Annotated in this window: 15 protein-coding genes; 5 read left to right on the forward strand and 10 right to left on the reverse strand. The window is 51.9% G+C overall.

All coding sequences use genetic code 11. The features are described 5' to 3' along the window. Positions 1-104 precede the first annotated feature (104 nt). Positions 105-869 (reverse strand): TSUP family transporter, encoded by a 765-nt coding sequence (locus tag IB196_RS19835; protein ID WP_005134439.1) that lies wholly within the window; start codon positions 867-869, stop codon positions 105-107. A 298-nt stretch (positions 870-1,167) separates the two neighbouring features. Between IB196_RS19835 and yjfY the strand changes: the two genes are divergently transcribed. After that, the gene (gene yjfY, locus IB196_RS19840) at positions 1,168-1,443 is read left to right on the forward strand and encodes a DUF1471 family protein YjfY (protein ID WP_003025668.1); all 276 of its coding nucleotides are present in this window, start codon (positions 1,168-1,170) and stop codon (positions 1,441-1,443) included. A 129-nt stretch (positions 1,444-1,572) separates the two neighbouring features. Here yjfY and IB196_RS19845 read toward each other — a convergent pair whose 3' ends face one another. The 6 genes from IB196_RS19845 to ulaA are packed head-to-tail and all read right to left on the reverse strand — an operon-like array spanning position 1,573 to position 5,981. Then, positions 1,573-2,259, reverse strand: coding sequence for an L-ribulose-5-phosphate 4-epimerase (locus IB196_RS19845; RefSeq protein ID WP_005134438.1), 687 nt, complete (start codon positions 2,257-2,259; stop codon positions 1,573-1,575). Then, a complete protein-coding gene (locus IB196_RS19850) occupies positions 2,259-3,113 on the reverse strand; it encodes an L-ribulose-5-phosphate 3-epimerase (RefSeq protein WP_005134437.1) in 855 nt (284 codons plus the stop codon). Before IB196_RS19850 ends, IB196_RS19845 begins: the two co-directional genes overlap by 1 nt. A gap of 9 nt (positions 3,114-3,122) precedes the next feature. Continuing rightward, positions 3,123-3,773, reverse strand: coding sequence for a 3-keto-L-gulonate-6-phosphate decarboxylase UlaD (ulaD, locus tag IB196_RS19855; protein WP_005134436.1), 651 nt, complete (start codon positions 3,771-3,773; stop codon positions 3,123-3,125). Positions 3,774-3,785: 12 nt separating this feature from the next. Further along, positions 3,786-4,253, reverse strand: a complete 468-nt coding sequence (gene ulaC, locus IB196_RS19860) for a PTS ascorbate transporter subunit IIA (RefSeq protein WP_005134435.1) — start codon at positions 4,251-4,253, stop codon at positions 3,786-3,788. A gap of 9 nt (positions 4,254-4,262) precedes the next feature. Continuing rightward, positions 4,263-4,568: a PTS ascorbate transporter subunit IIB gene (ulaB, locus tag IB196_RS19865; RefSeq protein ID WP_003025655.1), complete on the reverse strand. Its 306-nt coding sequence runs from the start codon at positions 4,566-4,568 to the stop codon at positions 4,263-4,265. Between the two features lie 15 nt (positions 4,569-4,583). Continuing rightward, the gene (gene ulaA, locus IB196_RS19870; protein WP_040232971.1) at positions 4,584-5,981 is read right to left on the reverse strand and encodes a PTS ascorbate transporter subunit IIC; all 1,398 of its coding nucleotides are present in this window, start codon (positions 5,979-5,981) and stop codon (positions 4,584-4,586) included. Positions 5,982-6,344: 363 nt separating this feature from the next. On the opposite strand from ulaA, the gene ulaG reads away from it, so the two are divergent. After that, positions 6,345-7,409, forward strand: a complete 1,065-nt coding sequence (gene ulaG, locus IB196_RS19875) for an L-ascorbate 6-phosphate lactonase (RefSeq protein WP_149691083.1) — start codon at positions 6,345-6,347, stop codon at positions 7,407-7,409. A gap of 106 nt (positions 7,410-7,515) precedes the next feature. Next, a complete protein-coding gene (ulaR, locus tag IB196_RS19880; protein ID WP_005134431.1) occupies positions 7,516-8,271 on the forward strand; it encodes an HTH-type transcriptional regulator UlaR in 756 nt (251 codons plus the stop codon). Here the strand turns inward: ulaR and yjfP are convergent. Continuing rightward, a complete protein-coding gene (yjfP, locus tag IB196_RS19885; RefSeq protein WP_005134430.1) occupies positions 8,268-9,017 on the reverse strand; it encodes an esterase in 750 nt (249 codons plus the stop codon). The genes ulaR and yjfP overlap by 4 nt on opposite strands. Positions 9,018-9,198: 181 nt before the next feature. Between yjfP and bsmA the strand changes: the two genes are divergently transcribed. Together bsmA and yjfN are read left to right on the forward strand one after the other, a co-directional pair. After that, positions 9,199-9,528, forward strand: a complete 330-nt coding sequence (gene bsmA / locus IB196_RS19890; RefSeq protein WP_040232967.1) for a biofilm peroxide resistance protein BsmA — start codon at positions 9,199-9,201, stop codon at positions 9,526-9,528. A gap of 147 nt (positions 9,529-9,675) precedes the next feature. Beyond that, the gene (gene yjfN, locus IB196_RS19895) at positions 9,676-9,951 is read left to right on the forward strand and encodes a DUF1471 family protease activator YjfN (RefSeq protein WP_182291323.1); all 276 of its coding nucleotides are present in this window, start codon (positions 9,676-9,678) and stop codon (positions 9,949-9,951) included. Between the two features lie 85 nt (positions 9,952-10,036). On the opposite strand, the gene IB196_RS19900 is transcribed toward yjfN, so the two are convergent. Continuing rightward, a complete protein-coding gene (locus tag IB196_RS19900; RefSeq protein ID WP_149691082.1) occupies positions 10,037-11,659 on the reverse strand; it encodes an isovaleryl-CoA dehydrogenase in 1,623 nt (540 codons plus the stop codon). A 119-nt stretch (positions 11,660-11,778) separates the two neighbouring features. Continuing rightward, entirely contained in the window at positions 11,779-12,510 is a 732-nt protein-coding gene (rlmB, locus tag IB196_RS19905) for a 23S rRNA (guanosine(2251)-2'-O)-methyltransferase RlmB (RefSeq protein WP_003830482.1), read from the reverse strand. Positions 12,511-12,574: the final 64 nt, after the last annotated feature.

Genomic DNA, 12,574 nt, shown 5'->3' on the forward strand with positions numbered 1-12,574 from the left:
GGAGGCAAGGAACGTGTTAAAGGTCGGCTGAAAAATGACGCGTCATAATACTGGGGTCAGCCGCTAAACTCAAGGTGCTTGTACGATTATTTATCGTGCCGCCATTAATGCATATCCAGCAGCATTTTGACGCTGATGCAAATGGAGACAACGACAATCATCGGCCGGATAACTTTCTTGCCGCGCGTCAGTACCACCGTCGCGCCAAGACGTGCGCCAAGGGACTGACCGGCAAACATCACCAGCCCCAGCGACCAGATCATTTTACCGCCGAAAATGAAGAACAGAATCGAGGCAATGTTCGACGCCAGGTTGATAAAATTCGAGTGAATTTGCGCCTTATCGATGCTGTATCCCCACAGCAGGATGTAGCAGAGCGTATAAAAGGAGCCGGCCCCGGCACCGAGAAAACCATCATAAAACCCAATACCTCCCCCGCAGATCAACGAGAAGAGAAACAGGGATATCTGCTGCTTTCTTTTCGGTTCGCTAAGATTAGGCGCAGAAATAAAGTAGATGGCTACCGCGATTATCAGGATCGGCAGCAGTTTCTTCAACACGTCCGGTTCAATAAACTGGATAAGCGTCGTGCCCAGCGCAGAACCGATAAAGGCAGATAAAAAGACATATTTGTGTTCCTGCACATTAATATGTCCCCGGCGTAAAAAGTAAATTCCGGAGGTCAGCGAGCTGCCCAACGCCTGAATTTTATTGGTTGCCAGCGCATTGGCAGGGGGTAAACCAGAAATTAAGAGAGCGCCAATAGAGAGAAAACCACCGCCGCCCGACACCACATTAATAAAGCCTGCCACCAGCGCGACCATAAACATAATCACAAAGTAGCTGAAATCCATGAATGAAGTATCCATAAGTTTTTGCCTTATTATCATAAAGTTATATTAATTATTCGGCTCACTATAAACGGCGTACTCACCCGATTAAATTGACGATTTGGTAAGAGCTTATGCGCGTAAGGCAGGTATTTTTAACCGCAGCGGAAGGTATCAGCTGATTGTTAATTAAAGAAAAGATGGCTTTGCGGTAATTTTTTGAACAACTGCATCAGAAATGGTCGCTATCGACTGCGCCGGGAGCGGTTAAAATTACATCAGAAGCTAATCACTCACAGGAGAGAGCTAACCAGAGACCGCAGTCGAGGAGGTACCTATGCGAGCCCGTGTTTTGACCCTTCTGGCTGTACTTTTGCTCAGTGCAAATGCAACGGCAGCCATCAAAATTGACAATCATCAGGCCAGGAATATGGATGATGTGCAGAGCTTAGGCGTTATTTACATAAATCATAACTTCGCCACTGAAAGTGAAGCCACTCAGGCCCTGAATGAAGAGACCGATGCGCAAGGCGCAACCTACTATCACGTGATCCTCACCAGGGAACCCGGTAGTAACGGAAATATGCACGCCAGTGCAGATATTTATCGCTAGCACCAGAAACAACCAACGAGAACATTGCCACAGTTTGATTTGCCCCCTTATCGGGGGCTTTTTTTGCAAAAAAGCCCCGAAGCCAGATCGATAACATCCCCTGAATGATTTGGCTCCAGGGCTTAGCCGTTACTTCTGGCCGTAATAGGCATTTGGGCCGTGCTTACGCATGAAGTGCTTATTCATCAGATAACCGTCAATAGCGCTGAGAGCCGGATTAATGCCACGCGCGATCCATGCCATTTTTGCCACCTCTTCCATCACCACCGCGTTGTGTACCGCATCGTGAGCATCTTTACCCCAGGCAAAGGGGCCATGCTGGTACACGACTACGCCAGGCGTATGTAAAGGTTCGACCTCCCCCAGCGTTTCAACAATCACCCTGCCGGTATTCAGCTCATACTCATCCTGAACTTCAGCTTCAGTTAAAGCCCGGGTACAGGGAATATCGCCAAAGAAGTAGTCCGCATGCGTCGTGCCGAGCGCTGGGATCGCCAGCCCTGCCTGCGCCCAGGCCGTGGCATGAGTAGAGTGCGTATGCACGACTCCGCCCAGCGACGGATAACGCTGGTAGAGCGCCAGGTGGGTGGCGGTATCGGAAGAAGGACGAAAGCCGCCTTCTATCACTTTTCCTGACATATCGACCACGACCATATCATCAACGGTCATGTGCTCGTAGGCGATACCACTGGGCTTGATCACTACCAGCGCACGTTCACGATCGATGGCGCTGACGTTGCCCCAGGTAAATGTCACCAGCCCGTAGCGCGGCAGATCCATGTTGGCCTCAAAAACCTGCTGTTTAAGTTTTTGCATTACACCGCCTCCACCAGTCCTGCGCTGGCCATACGCGCTTTCACCCAATCGCGCGCTTTCGCGACTTCACACGCCGGGTCGTCCGCCGTTTCACTCCACATTTCAATCAGATATGGTCCGCAATACCCACTCTGCTTGAGCGTCGCAAAACAACGTTCGAAATCAACGACCCCTTCACCAAACGGCACATTTTTGAATACGCCAGGTTTGGTATCCTTCACGTGTACCGCGACGATATGACCCACCCCAGCCTGCAGCTCCATCTGCACGTCGTTATCCCATGCCGACAAATTGCCAATATCGGGATACAGCTGGAACCACGGATTGTTGAGATAGTGGGCGTAACCCAGCGCCTTGCTGATCGAATTCATCAGCGGATAATCCATGATTTCCATCGCCAGCGTCACCTGCGCACGGCTCGCCATCTCCACGCTCTCTTTTAGCCCATCGCGAAACCGACGACGCGTTTCGTTATTAGCCTGCTGGTAATAGACGTCGTAACCCGCCAGTTGAATAACGCGAATACCGATATCCTGCGCAAACTGGATGGCTTTACGCATAATCTCGAGCCCCAGGGCACGAACAGCATCATCTTCGCTACCCAACGGGAAACGACGGTGGGCGCTCAGGCACATAGAGGGGACACGCACACCGGTTTCGGCGATAGCCGCCACCAGTGCCAGTCGCTGCTCGCGACTCCAGTCAAGCCGCGACAAGCGCGTGTCGGTTTCATCAACCGACATTTCGACAAAGTCAAAGCCCAGTTCCTTCGCCAGTTGCAAGCGTTCCAGCCAGCACTCCCCGCCGGGGAGTGCTTTTTCATAAATACCGAGCGGAACCTGTTTCGACAGCATAGCCGCTCCTTATCCCCACAACTGGGCGATGGAACGTTTGAACTGACGTGCGGCCTCAACCGGAGAAGCGGCGTCGCGAATGCTGCGACCAGCGATAAAGACGTGAATCGGGATCCCTTTGAACAGCGGCAAATCCTCCAGCGCCAGACCGCCGGTAACGGTAACTTTAAAGCCCATATCAGCCAGACGCTTGATCGCGCTGATATCTGCCTCTCCCCACGCCACACCTGCCGCCTGCGCATCACGACTGCGGTGATAGACAACTTGCCCAATACCTGCGTCACGCCACTCCTGCGCCTGCTCCCAGGTCCAGTAGCCGGTCAGTTCAATCTGTACGTCACCGTTAAATTCTTTCGCCACCTCCAGCGCACCCTTAGTGGTGTTGATATCAGCACAGCAGATGACAGTAATCCAGTCAGCGTTAGCTTCGAAACACATGCGGGAGAGGATTTTACCCGCGTCGGCAATTTTGGCGTCCGCCAGCACTATTTTATGTGGATAGAGCGCCTTCAGATCGCGAACAGCACGCACACCTTCAGCAACACAAAGGATGGTGCCGACCTCAATAATATCCACCTCTTCGGCAATCAGCCGCGTCGTTTCATACGCAGAAGCCATTGATTGGTTATCCAGCGCAACCTGCAACATAGGTAATGACATTTTATTGTTCCTTTAAACAGCCGCCGCAGTGGCGTTATCAATTAAATCCAGCACTTCCTGCGCGGTGCGGCAGGCACGTAAACGGTCAAAATTGGCTTCGTCGTCAAACAGATTCACGATCTGCATGATGCCGACTTCCTGATGCGTGTTGGCATCAACTGCCGCCATCGTTATCAGGATATCGACCGGGTCGTTATCTTCGTGGTTAAACACCAGCGGTGTTTTCAGCGTTACCAGCGCAAAACCGGTTTTCTTGACCCCTTCCTCCGGACGTCCATGCGGCATAGCAAGGCCAGGCGCAATCACAAAGTACGGGCCAAACTGTTCTACTCCGTCGAGGATGGCCTGGTAGTAGCGTGGCTCGACCACATCAGCCTTAACCAGCAGATCCACGCCAAGCTTTACCGCTTCCTGCCAGGTGCTGGCGTCAGCCTGTAAAAGGATGGAATTATTGTTTGCCAGCGAATCACGTAATTTCATGGCGCGTCCTTACTTCACATCCTGTGGGAAATGCGCTTTGATCACTTCCAGCAGTTTTGGTCCAAAATCGGCGGGAGACAGCATGTTGCGTACGCCGACAACATATTTATTGCCAGATACGGTAATCTCGCCGGCAATATGGGTAGAGGCGATGATGATATCTGCGCCGCTCAGTTCACTTTTGTATTCACCCACGGCACAGCTGTTTACCGTATGGTCGATATTTGACTGGGTTAAAAACTGATCCACCTTCATTTTCATGATCATGGAACTGCCCTGCCCATTGCCACATACAGCCAGAATACGTACGGTCATAATCGGAACTCCTTATTAAGCAGAGTGTTCTGCCAGTTGTTTTTCTGCGTCTTCCTCAGCGCGCAACGTGCGTCCTGCGAAAAACATATAAGCCAGTGCAATCAGAATAATGACGGCCATAAACACGATGCCGATGGAGGCGAAACCCTGCATCATCGGCGGCGCCAGAATTGACCAGTCCGCCATGCCCATCCAGGCGCTCATACCGGTAAGCTTCACCGCCCAGACGCAGCCAAAGATTTCGATCATCCCCATCACCAGGCAAATCTTGAGCGCCGCGCGCCAGCCGCCAAAGTGGTTAGCAAATACGCCGATAGTGGCGTTCGAGAAGAACATCGGGATAAAGCCTGGGATAATCAGGATGGAGGAGCCGCAGCCCACAAGGATGCCCACCGCAATCAGTTGGCCGATGGTGCCCCACATAAAGCCCCAGACCACTGCGTTAGGAGCAAAGCTATAAATCGCCGCGCAGTCGATAGCCAGTACCGCGCCCGGAATCAGACGTTGAGAGATACCGTTGAACGCTTCTGAAAGTTCAGCAACGAACATACGTACGCCCTGGGTGATGATGAAAATAGCGACGGCGAACGAAAAACCAGTCTGCAGGATATAGACCGTCCAGTGGGTTTTACCTGCCATCGCCTGAACGACATCAATACCAAAAGAGAGCAGAATAGCGCCGAAGAAAATGGTCATCACAATCGCGGTTGAAACGATGTTGTCATGGAAGATATTCAGCCAGCCTGGCAGCTTGAGATCTTCCACGCTCTCCTCTTTCTTACCCAAGTAAGGCGCGACTTTGTAGGCAATCCACGAGGCGAACTGCTGCTGGTGACCGATGGAAAAACCACAACCGTCGGTCACTTCCTGGGTCGGCTTGTACATCATGTTGGAGGTAATGCCCCAGTAGAGCGACACCAGCACCGCAGTGCAGATGATGGTCGTCCACATGGAATAGCCAAAGATGTAGAAAGAGACGGCGATCAGGCCCGCCTGCTGGAACATGATGTGCCCGGTCAGCATGATGGTGCGAATACCGGTAATCCGCCGTAGCAGTACGTAGCAAATGTTCAGCGCCAGCGCCAACAGTACCGCGTACCCTACCCAGCTATAGGCATCCCCCATACGTTCGATGGTTGCCATCATGGAGGCATAGGTATCGGAAATCGCACCGTTGATACCGTAAACCTCGGACATCTTCGCCACTACCGGTTTAAACGTGCTGGTGAGAATGCCAGACCCCGCCTGCAGCAGCATAAAACCGATAATCGTTTTGATCGTGCCTTTAATGATAACGCTGACACTTTTACGCAACAGGATATAGCCAAGACAGGTCACAATACCCAGCAACAGCGGGGCGTTGGTCATAACCTGATTAAAAAAGACGGTAAAGATGTTGTAGAGGATCTCCATAACGATCTCCAGTAGACGAAGTTGCCGGGCTTTCCACACGCCAGGATGTTGTGCACTCACTGTAATTTTCAAAAGTAATCACAACAAGATTAAATTTGATTAAATGTGATGAAGTACGCAAATAATTACCACATTTGAAGAGTGGGTAATTATCCAATGCTATGAACAACATTTAATATCAATTAAATCAATAAATTACAAAAAGAAATATAGCGTAACACCACCTAAAATCATTACATTGCCTTTTCTGTCATCCGCACAAAGCTCAAAAATCCCCCATTGCTAATATGAAAAAATAATGTCAGAATTAATCAAAACAAATCACACATTGATTCAATTTGAACAAACATGAAGGTAAATGCGATGAGTAAAGTGAAAAGCATCACGCGTGAATCATGGATCCTGAGTACATTCCCGGAGTGGGGAAGCTGGCTGAATGAAGAGATCGAACAGGAACAGGTCGCACCTGGCACTTTCGCTATGTGGTGGCTGGGTTGTACCGGAATTTGGCTGAAGTCGGAGGGCGGGACTAACGTCTGCGTCGATTTCTGGTGCGGCACGGGTAAACAGAGTCACGGTAACCCGCTGATGAAAACCGGCCACCAAATGCAACGTATGGCTGGGGTGAAAAAACTGCAGCCGAACCTGCGCACCACGCCGTTTGTTCTTGATCCGTTTGCCATTCGACAGATCGATGCGGTACTGGCGACGCACGATCATAACGATCACATCGATGTGAATGTTGCGGCAGCCGTCATGCAGAACTGCGCCGACGACGTGCCGTTTATCGGACCACAAACCTGCGTGGATCTGTGGATCGGTTGGGGTGTGCCAAAAGAACGCTGTATCGTGGTAAAACCGGGTGATGTTGTTAAAATAAAAGATATTGAAATTCATGCGCTTGACGCGTTCGATCGTACTGCGTTAATCACCCTGCCCGCCGATCAGAAAGCCGCTGGCGTGCTGCCAGATGGCATGGATGTACGCGCAGTCAACTATCTGTTCAAGACTCCGGGCGGCACGCTGTACCACAGCGGTGACTCCCACTACTCCAACTACTACGCAAAACATGGCAACGAGCATCAGATCGACGTCGCGCTCGGCTCCTACGGTGAGAATCCGCGTGGGATTACGGACAAAATGACCAGCGCCGACATGCTGCGTATGGCGGAAGCGCTGAATACAAAAGTAGTGATCCCTTTCCATCATGATATCTGGTCAAATTTTCAGGCCGACCCTCAGGAGATCCGCGTCCTGTGGGAGATGAAAAAAGATCGGCTGAAGTATGGTTTTAAGCCATTCATCTGGCAGGTAGGCGGCAAGTTCACCTGGCCGCTGGACAAAGATAACTTTGAATATCACTATCCGCGCGGCTTTGATGACTGCTTCACCATTGAACCGGATTTACCGTTTAAATCCTTTCTGTGATCAACTCAAAATGCCGGGTAATACCGGCATTTTTTCCCTTTTACTTTAGTATTTCCAGGCTATTTCAAATATCATCTTTTCAAATCAATTTGTATCGGAATAGCTCATGACTGAAGCACAAAGACATCAAATATTGCTGGATATGCTGGCGCAGTTGGGCTTTGTTACCGTTGAGAACGTGATTGAGCGTCTGGGAATTTCACCCGCAACGGCACGTAGGGACATCAACAAACTCGACGAAAGCGGCAAACTCAAGAAAGTCCGCAACGGCGCAGAAGCCATTACCCAGCAGCGTCCGCGCTGGACGCCAATGAATCTGCACCAGGCGCAGAACCACGATGAAAAAGTCCGTATTGCCAAAGCGGCATCCCAGTTAGTGAATGCAGGTGAAAGCGTGGTGATCAACTGCGGATCAACAGCGTTCCTGCTGGGTCGAGAAATGTGCGGCAAGCCGGTGCAGATCATCACCAACTACCTGCCGCTGGCGAATTTTCTGATCGACCAGGAGCATGACAGCGTGATCATCATGGGTGGGCAATACAACAAAAGCCAATCCATCACGCTTAGCCCGCAAGGCAGTGAAAATAGCCTGTATGCCGGACACTGGATGTTTACCAGCGGTAAAGGATTGACTGCGGACGGGCTGTATAAAACCGATATGCTGACCGCGATGGCCGAGCAGAAGATGCTTAATGTAGTAGGCAAACTGGTGGTGCTGGTCGATAGCAGTAAGGTCGGTGAACGCGCGGGGATGCTGTTCAGCCGCGCCGATCAAATCGATATGCTGATTACCGGTAAAAACGCGAACCCTGAGATTCTGCAACAGCTTGAGGCTCAGGGCGTAAGCATTATGCGCGTTTAAAGGTGCTGGCGGAAAAACGTTACCGTCGCAGCCAGCGCTTCTGGCGTGATGCGATGGCGTACGCCCGCTTCCCACAGGCAGGTCAGATGGTTATCCAGACCTGCCTGAATTAATGCCTGCTGCAAACGAAAAGTTTCCACAGCCGGAACCACATCGTCATCCTGACCATGCCACAGCAGCAACGGCCTGTCGGCCAGGCATTGCAGTTGATGCGTAACGTCCCATTCGGCGAGTGGTGCAATAACGGCATCGAACTCCGCCTGCTGTTCTGGCGTATGAACCACTACAGGGGGAAAAAGCGTCTGCGCCAGCCGGGTAAAATAACCCGACCCCATCAGGCTCGCTGCACATTTTACGTCAGGATGGCGTGCCATAATGCCCAGAGTCGTCATTGCCCCCATTGAGGCACCGCCGACGGCAAGACGTTCATCTGATAGCCAATTTTCTGCCACCAGCGCCGCACGTAACGTCGTAAACTCCTGCATGTTTTGCTGCAAAATCTGCCAGAAGCGGAACATTCGCTCCTGAGCATTACCGTCAAAGCGGGCACCATGGTCGGGCGCATCTGGCATGACGACGCGAAATCCGGCCTGAGCCAGAGCAACGGCAAAATAGCTGTAGACCACGCTTGAAGAAGTAAACCCGTGATAGAAGATAATACAAGGGAGTGAACATTCGCGTTTGCCAGCCGGAACGGCGTGCAGGACAGGGATACCCGCCAACTGTCGTGTTTCAATTTCGATCATTTGTCGCCTCTTTCTTTCTGGTATGCCATCCCGCAATACTTAACGCAAGCGAATGTGTTCGGCAATGATTCATAATGTTGAGAACTGGGTTACGCTTTCGCAACATTTTCATTCGAAAATCGCGTGAGAGATAACAATTCGGGAACATTCCCCTAAAGGGAATTTAATAAGGCACTACACTATGGCTATCAGGAAACGAGATAGAGTTATGCGTCGGTTTGCCTCTTTGTTGCTGGTGACGTTTTTAAGCGCCTGTAGCGTGCTACAGGGTACACCACAACCTGCACCGCCCGTAGCCGACCACCCGCAAGAGATCCGCCGTGACCAGAGCAACGGGTTGCAGCGAATAGGGACAGTCAATGCGCTGGTAAGAGGCTCTCCAGATGATGCGCTGGCAGAGATCCGTGCCAAAGCCGTCGCGGCTAAAGCTGATTATTACGTTGTCTTATTAGTTGATGAGACCATCGTGACAGGCCAATGGTATTCACAAGCTATTTTGTATCGTAAATAACATTGGCTTGACATTTAGTCAGCTTTACATTGCTTTGCGCCCCTATGCGTTTACCTGTGCACAATAAACCAACAGCAGGGAGCTTGAGGTTTATTATCGCGATGGAATGCCCTGCCATGTGTAGGGGTACGAATAATGGAGCTGACGATGAAACAATCACTTGCCTTATCCTCACTGCTGCTTTCTGCCGGACTGGTAGGTACAACGGCGCAGTCTGCCGAATTCGCCAGTGCTGACTGCGTAACAGGCCTGAACGAAATTGGCCTGATATCGGTCAGTAACATTACAGGAAACCCGCAGGACGTAGAACGCGTTGTGGCGTTAAAAGCGGATGAACAAGGTGCCTCATGGTACCGGATTATTCAGATGTATGAAGAACAGCAGCCCGATAACTGGCGCGTACAGGCCATACTTTATGCATAACAGATTGCCGGATGGCGTAAACGTATCCTGCCTGTATTGAACGTAGGCAGGATACGACGCGACGGCATCGCCATCTGGCATGGTATTACCGTATTCCTCCCGTCGCCCGCAGCAACAAATCACTCTGCACCGGTTCAGACAATCGTAGTCCACCCCGCGTATCGAGCATCATTTGACACCAGGCCTGCGCCACTGGCGGAGAGGCATAGCGTAACATCTGCGCCCCGCAGCCGAGCAGGAACAGTTGCTGCGTAATCTCCCGCCCCAACTCCTCGCTGGGTTTACGTAAACGCTGCTGTAGCTGACGTACCATCCGATCGTAATGCCGATCTTGCCCCTTTACCTCCGCAAAGGCTTCGCTGAGCATATCGTAGATGCCGGGTTGTTTTGTCAGTACCCGCAATACATCAAGGCACATAATGTTACCGGAACCCTCCCAGATACTGTTCACCGGCATTTCACGGTACAAACGAGGCAACTCACTTTCTTCGCAATATCCCACCCCACCCAGCACTTCCATCGCCTCTGCAACAAACGGCATACCGGCCTTACAAACGGAGAATTTCGCTGCTGGCGTGAACAACCTGGCCCACAGCGCTTCTTTGGCATCAGCACGACGGTCCCAGGCCCGCGCCAGTCGGAACAATAACGCCGTCTGACCTTCCAGCTGGAGCGCCATTCGACTTAATACCTGACGCATCATCGGCTGTTCAATCAATGCCTTGCCAAAAACCTGTCGCTGGTGCGCATGGTAAATCGCCACGGAAAAGGCACGTCGCATCATGCTGTGGCTACCAATTGCACAGTCGAAACGCGTCATACCCCCCATTTTCAGGATGTGGCGAATACCTTCCCCTTCCTCGCCCAGCAACCAGCCAATGGCATCCTGAAACTCGACCTCACAACTGGCATTAGAACGATTACCGAGCTTATCTTTCAGACGTTCAAGGCGGATGGCGTTGCGCCGACCATCAGGTAAAAATCGCGGTACAAAAAAGCAGGATAATCCCCCCTTTGTCTGCGCCAGCACCAAATGGGCATCGCTTTGCGGCACGGAGAAAAACCATTTATGTCCCACCAGGCGATATGAGCCATCTGCAAGACGCTCAGCCTGAGTGGTATTGCTCAACACATCTGAGCCACCTTGCTTCTCCGTCATCCCCATACCAATCAGCACACCACGCTTTTGTCCACCAGGCAGTAAATGTGAGTCATAGCGATCGCTGCGCAGAGGGGTAAACCAGTCATGAAATTGTGAAGGTAGCATCTGCAGTAACAGCGGCGTGGCGGCAAAGGTCATGGTTATCGGGCACAACGTGCCCGCCTCCACCTGCGCATGCAGCATAAAACGTGCCGCCCGGGCAACAAACGTGCCCTGCCTGGCCTCTTCTTCCCAGGCCAGGTTATGCACGCGGTTGGCGCACAATCCCTGCATCAGCAAATGCCAGGCGGGATGAAACCGCACATCATCCAGTCGCTGCCCCTGCGGATCGTAACGCAATAATTCGGGGGGAAAGGCATTAGCCAGGCGACCCAGCTCAAGCGATTCCGCGGCCCCTAATTGCTGGCCAATACTGGCGAGAAGATCGCTGTCCCAGCCCGCGCCTTCGCGAGTAACGGCTTCACACAGTGCGCCATCGGACAGGTATAAGTTGCTGTTATTGAGCGGTACAGGTTGGTTAAAAACGGTATGCGTTTGCCAGTGCATTGTGTCTCCCTCCGTCAATGGCCGTCGCCTTAAGTATGGCCAGTCAGAGAAGAGGGTGCCTGGGATAAAGGTCACAAAAAAGCCATCCCGAAGGATGGCTTAAGAGAAGGGGGAATCAATTACCCGCGCTGACGAACAGCTTCAAACAGGCAAATTCCCGTCGCGACAGAGACGTTCAGCGACGAAACGCTCCCGGCCATCGGGATGCTGATGAGTTCGTCACAGTGTTCACGGGTCAGGCGGCGCATACCTTCGCCCTCTGCGCCCATTACCAGCGCCAGACGTCCGGTCATTTTGCTCTGATACAACGTATGGTCAGCTTCGCCTGCGGTACCAACGATCCAGATGTTCTCTTCCTGCAACATACGCATGGTGCGCGCCAGGTTGGTCACGCGGATCAGCGGTACGCTTTCTGCCGCGCCACAGGCGACTTTTTTCGCCGTCGCATTCAATTGTGCAGAACGATCTTTCGGCACGATAACCGCATGCACACCGGCAGCGTCTGCACTACGCAGGCATGCGCCCAGGTTATGCGGATCGGTAACGCCATCGAGGATCAAAAAGAACGGCTGATCGAGCGTAGCAATCAGATCCGGAAGATCGTTTTCCTGATACTGACGACCCGGCTTCACTCGCGCAATAATCCCCTGATGAACCGCACCCTCACTTTTCTCATCCAGGAACTGGCGGTTAGCTAACTGGATGACAACACCCTGTGCTTCCAGTGCATGGATCAGCGGCAGCAGACGTTTATCTTCACGACCTTTGAGAATAAAGACGTCCTGAAAGCGCTCAGGCGCACGCTCCAACAGAGCCTGCACCGCATGGATGCCGTAAATCATTTCACTCATGAATGTACTCGTTAATAGTTTAGGTGTAACGCCGGGCGGCACGCTGACCACCCGGCTTACGGTT

This window comes from Citrobacter sp. C6_1 (genome assembly GCF_014596835.2).
Classification (GTDB): Bacteria; Pseudomonadota; Gammaproteobacteria; order Enterobacterales; family Enterobacteriaceae; genus Citrobacter; species Citrobacter pasteurii.

Excerpts from the sequence above, each read along its gene's own strand:
- IB196_RS19835 (WP_005134439.1), bottom strand. The coding sequence starts at position 869 with ATGGATACTTCATTCATGGATTTCAGCTACTTTGTGATTATGTTTATG.
- yjfY (WP_003025668.1), top strand. The coding sequence starts at position 1,168 with ATGCGAGCCCGTGTTTTGACCCTTCTGGCTGTACTTTTGCTCAGTGCA.
- IB196_RS19845 (WP_005134438.1), bottom strand. The coding sequence starts at position 2,259 with ATGCAAAAACTTAAACAGCAGGTTTTTGAGGCCAACATGGATCTGCCG.
- IB196_RS19850 (WP_005134437.1), bottom strand. The coding sequence starts at position 3,113 with ATGCTGTCGAAACAGGTTCCGCTCGGTATTTATGAAAAAGCACTCCCC.
- ulaD (WP_005134436.1), bottom strand. The coding sequence starts at position 3,773 with ATGTCATTACCTATGTTGCAGGTTGCGCTGGATAACCAATCAATGGCT.
- ulaC (WP_005134435.1), bottom strand. The coding sequence starts at position 4,253 with ATGAAATTACGTGATTCGCTGGCAAACAATAATTCCATCCTTTTACAG.
- ulaB (WP_003025655.1), bottom strand. The coding sequence starts at position 4,568 with ATGACCGTACGTATTCTGGCTGTATGTGGCAATGGGCAGGGCAGTTCC.
- ulaA (WP_040232971.1), bottom strand. The coding sequence starts at position 5,981 with ATGGAGATCCTCTACAACATCTTTACCGTCTTTTTTAATCAGGTTATG.
- ulaG (WP_149691083.1), top strand. The coding sequence starts at position 6,345 with ATGAGTAAAGTGAAAAGCATCACGCGTGAATCATGGATCCTGAGTACA.
- ulaR (WP_005134431.1), top strand. The coding sequence starts at position 7,516 with ATGACTGAAGCACAAAGACATCAAATATTGCTGGATATGCTGGCGCAG.
- yjfP (WP_005134430.1), bottom strand. The coding sequence starts at position 9,017 with ATGATCGAAATTGAAACACGACAGTTGGCGGGTATCCCTGTCCTGCAC.
- bsmA (WP_040232967.1), top strand. The coding sequence starts at position 9,199 with ATGGCTATCAGGAAACGAGATAGAGTTATGCGTCGGTTTGCCTCTTTG.
- yjfN (WP_182291323.1), top strand. The coding sequence starts at position 9,676 with ATGAAACAATCACTTGCCTTATCCTCACTGCTGCTTTCTGCCGGACTG.
- IB196_RS19900 (WP_149691082.1), bottom strand. The coding sequence starts at position 11,659 with ATGCACTGGCAAACGCATACCGTTTTTAACCAACCTGTACCGCTCAAT.
- rlmB (WP_003830482.1), bottom strand. The coding sequence starts at position 12,510 with ATGAGTGAAATGATTTACGGCATCCATGCGGTGCAGGCTCTGTTGGAG.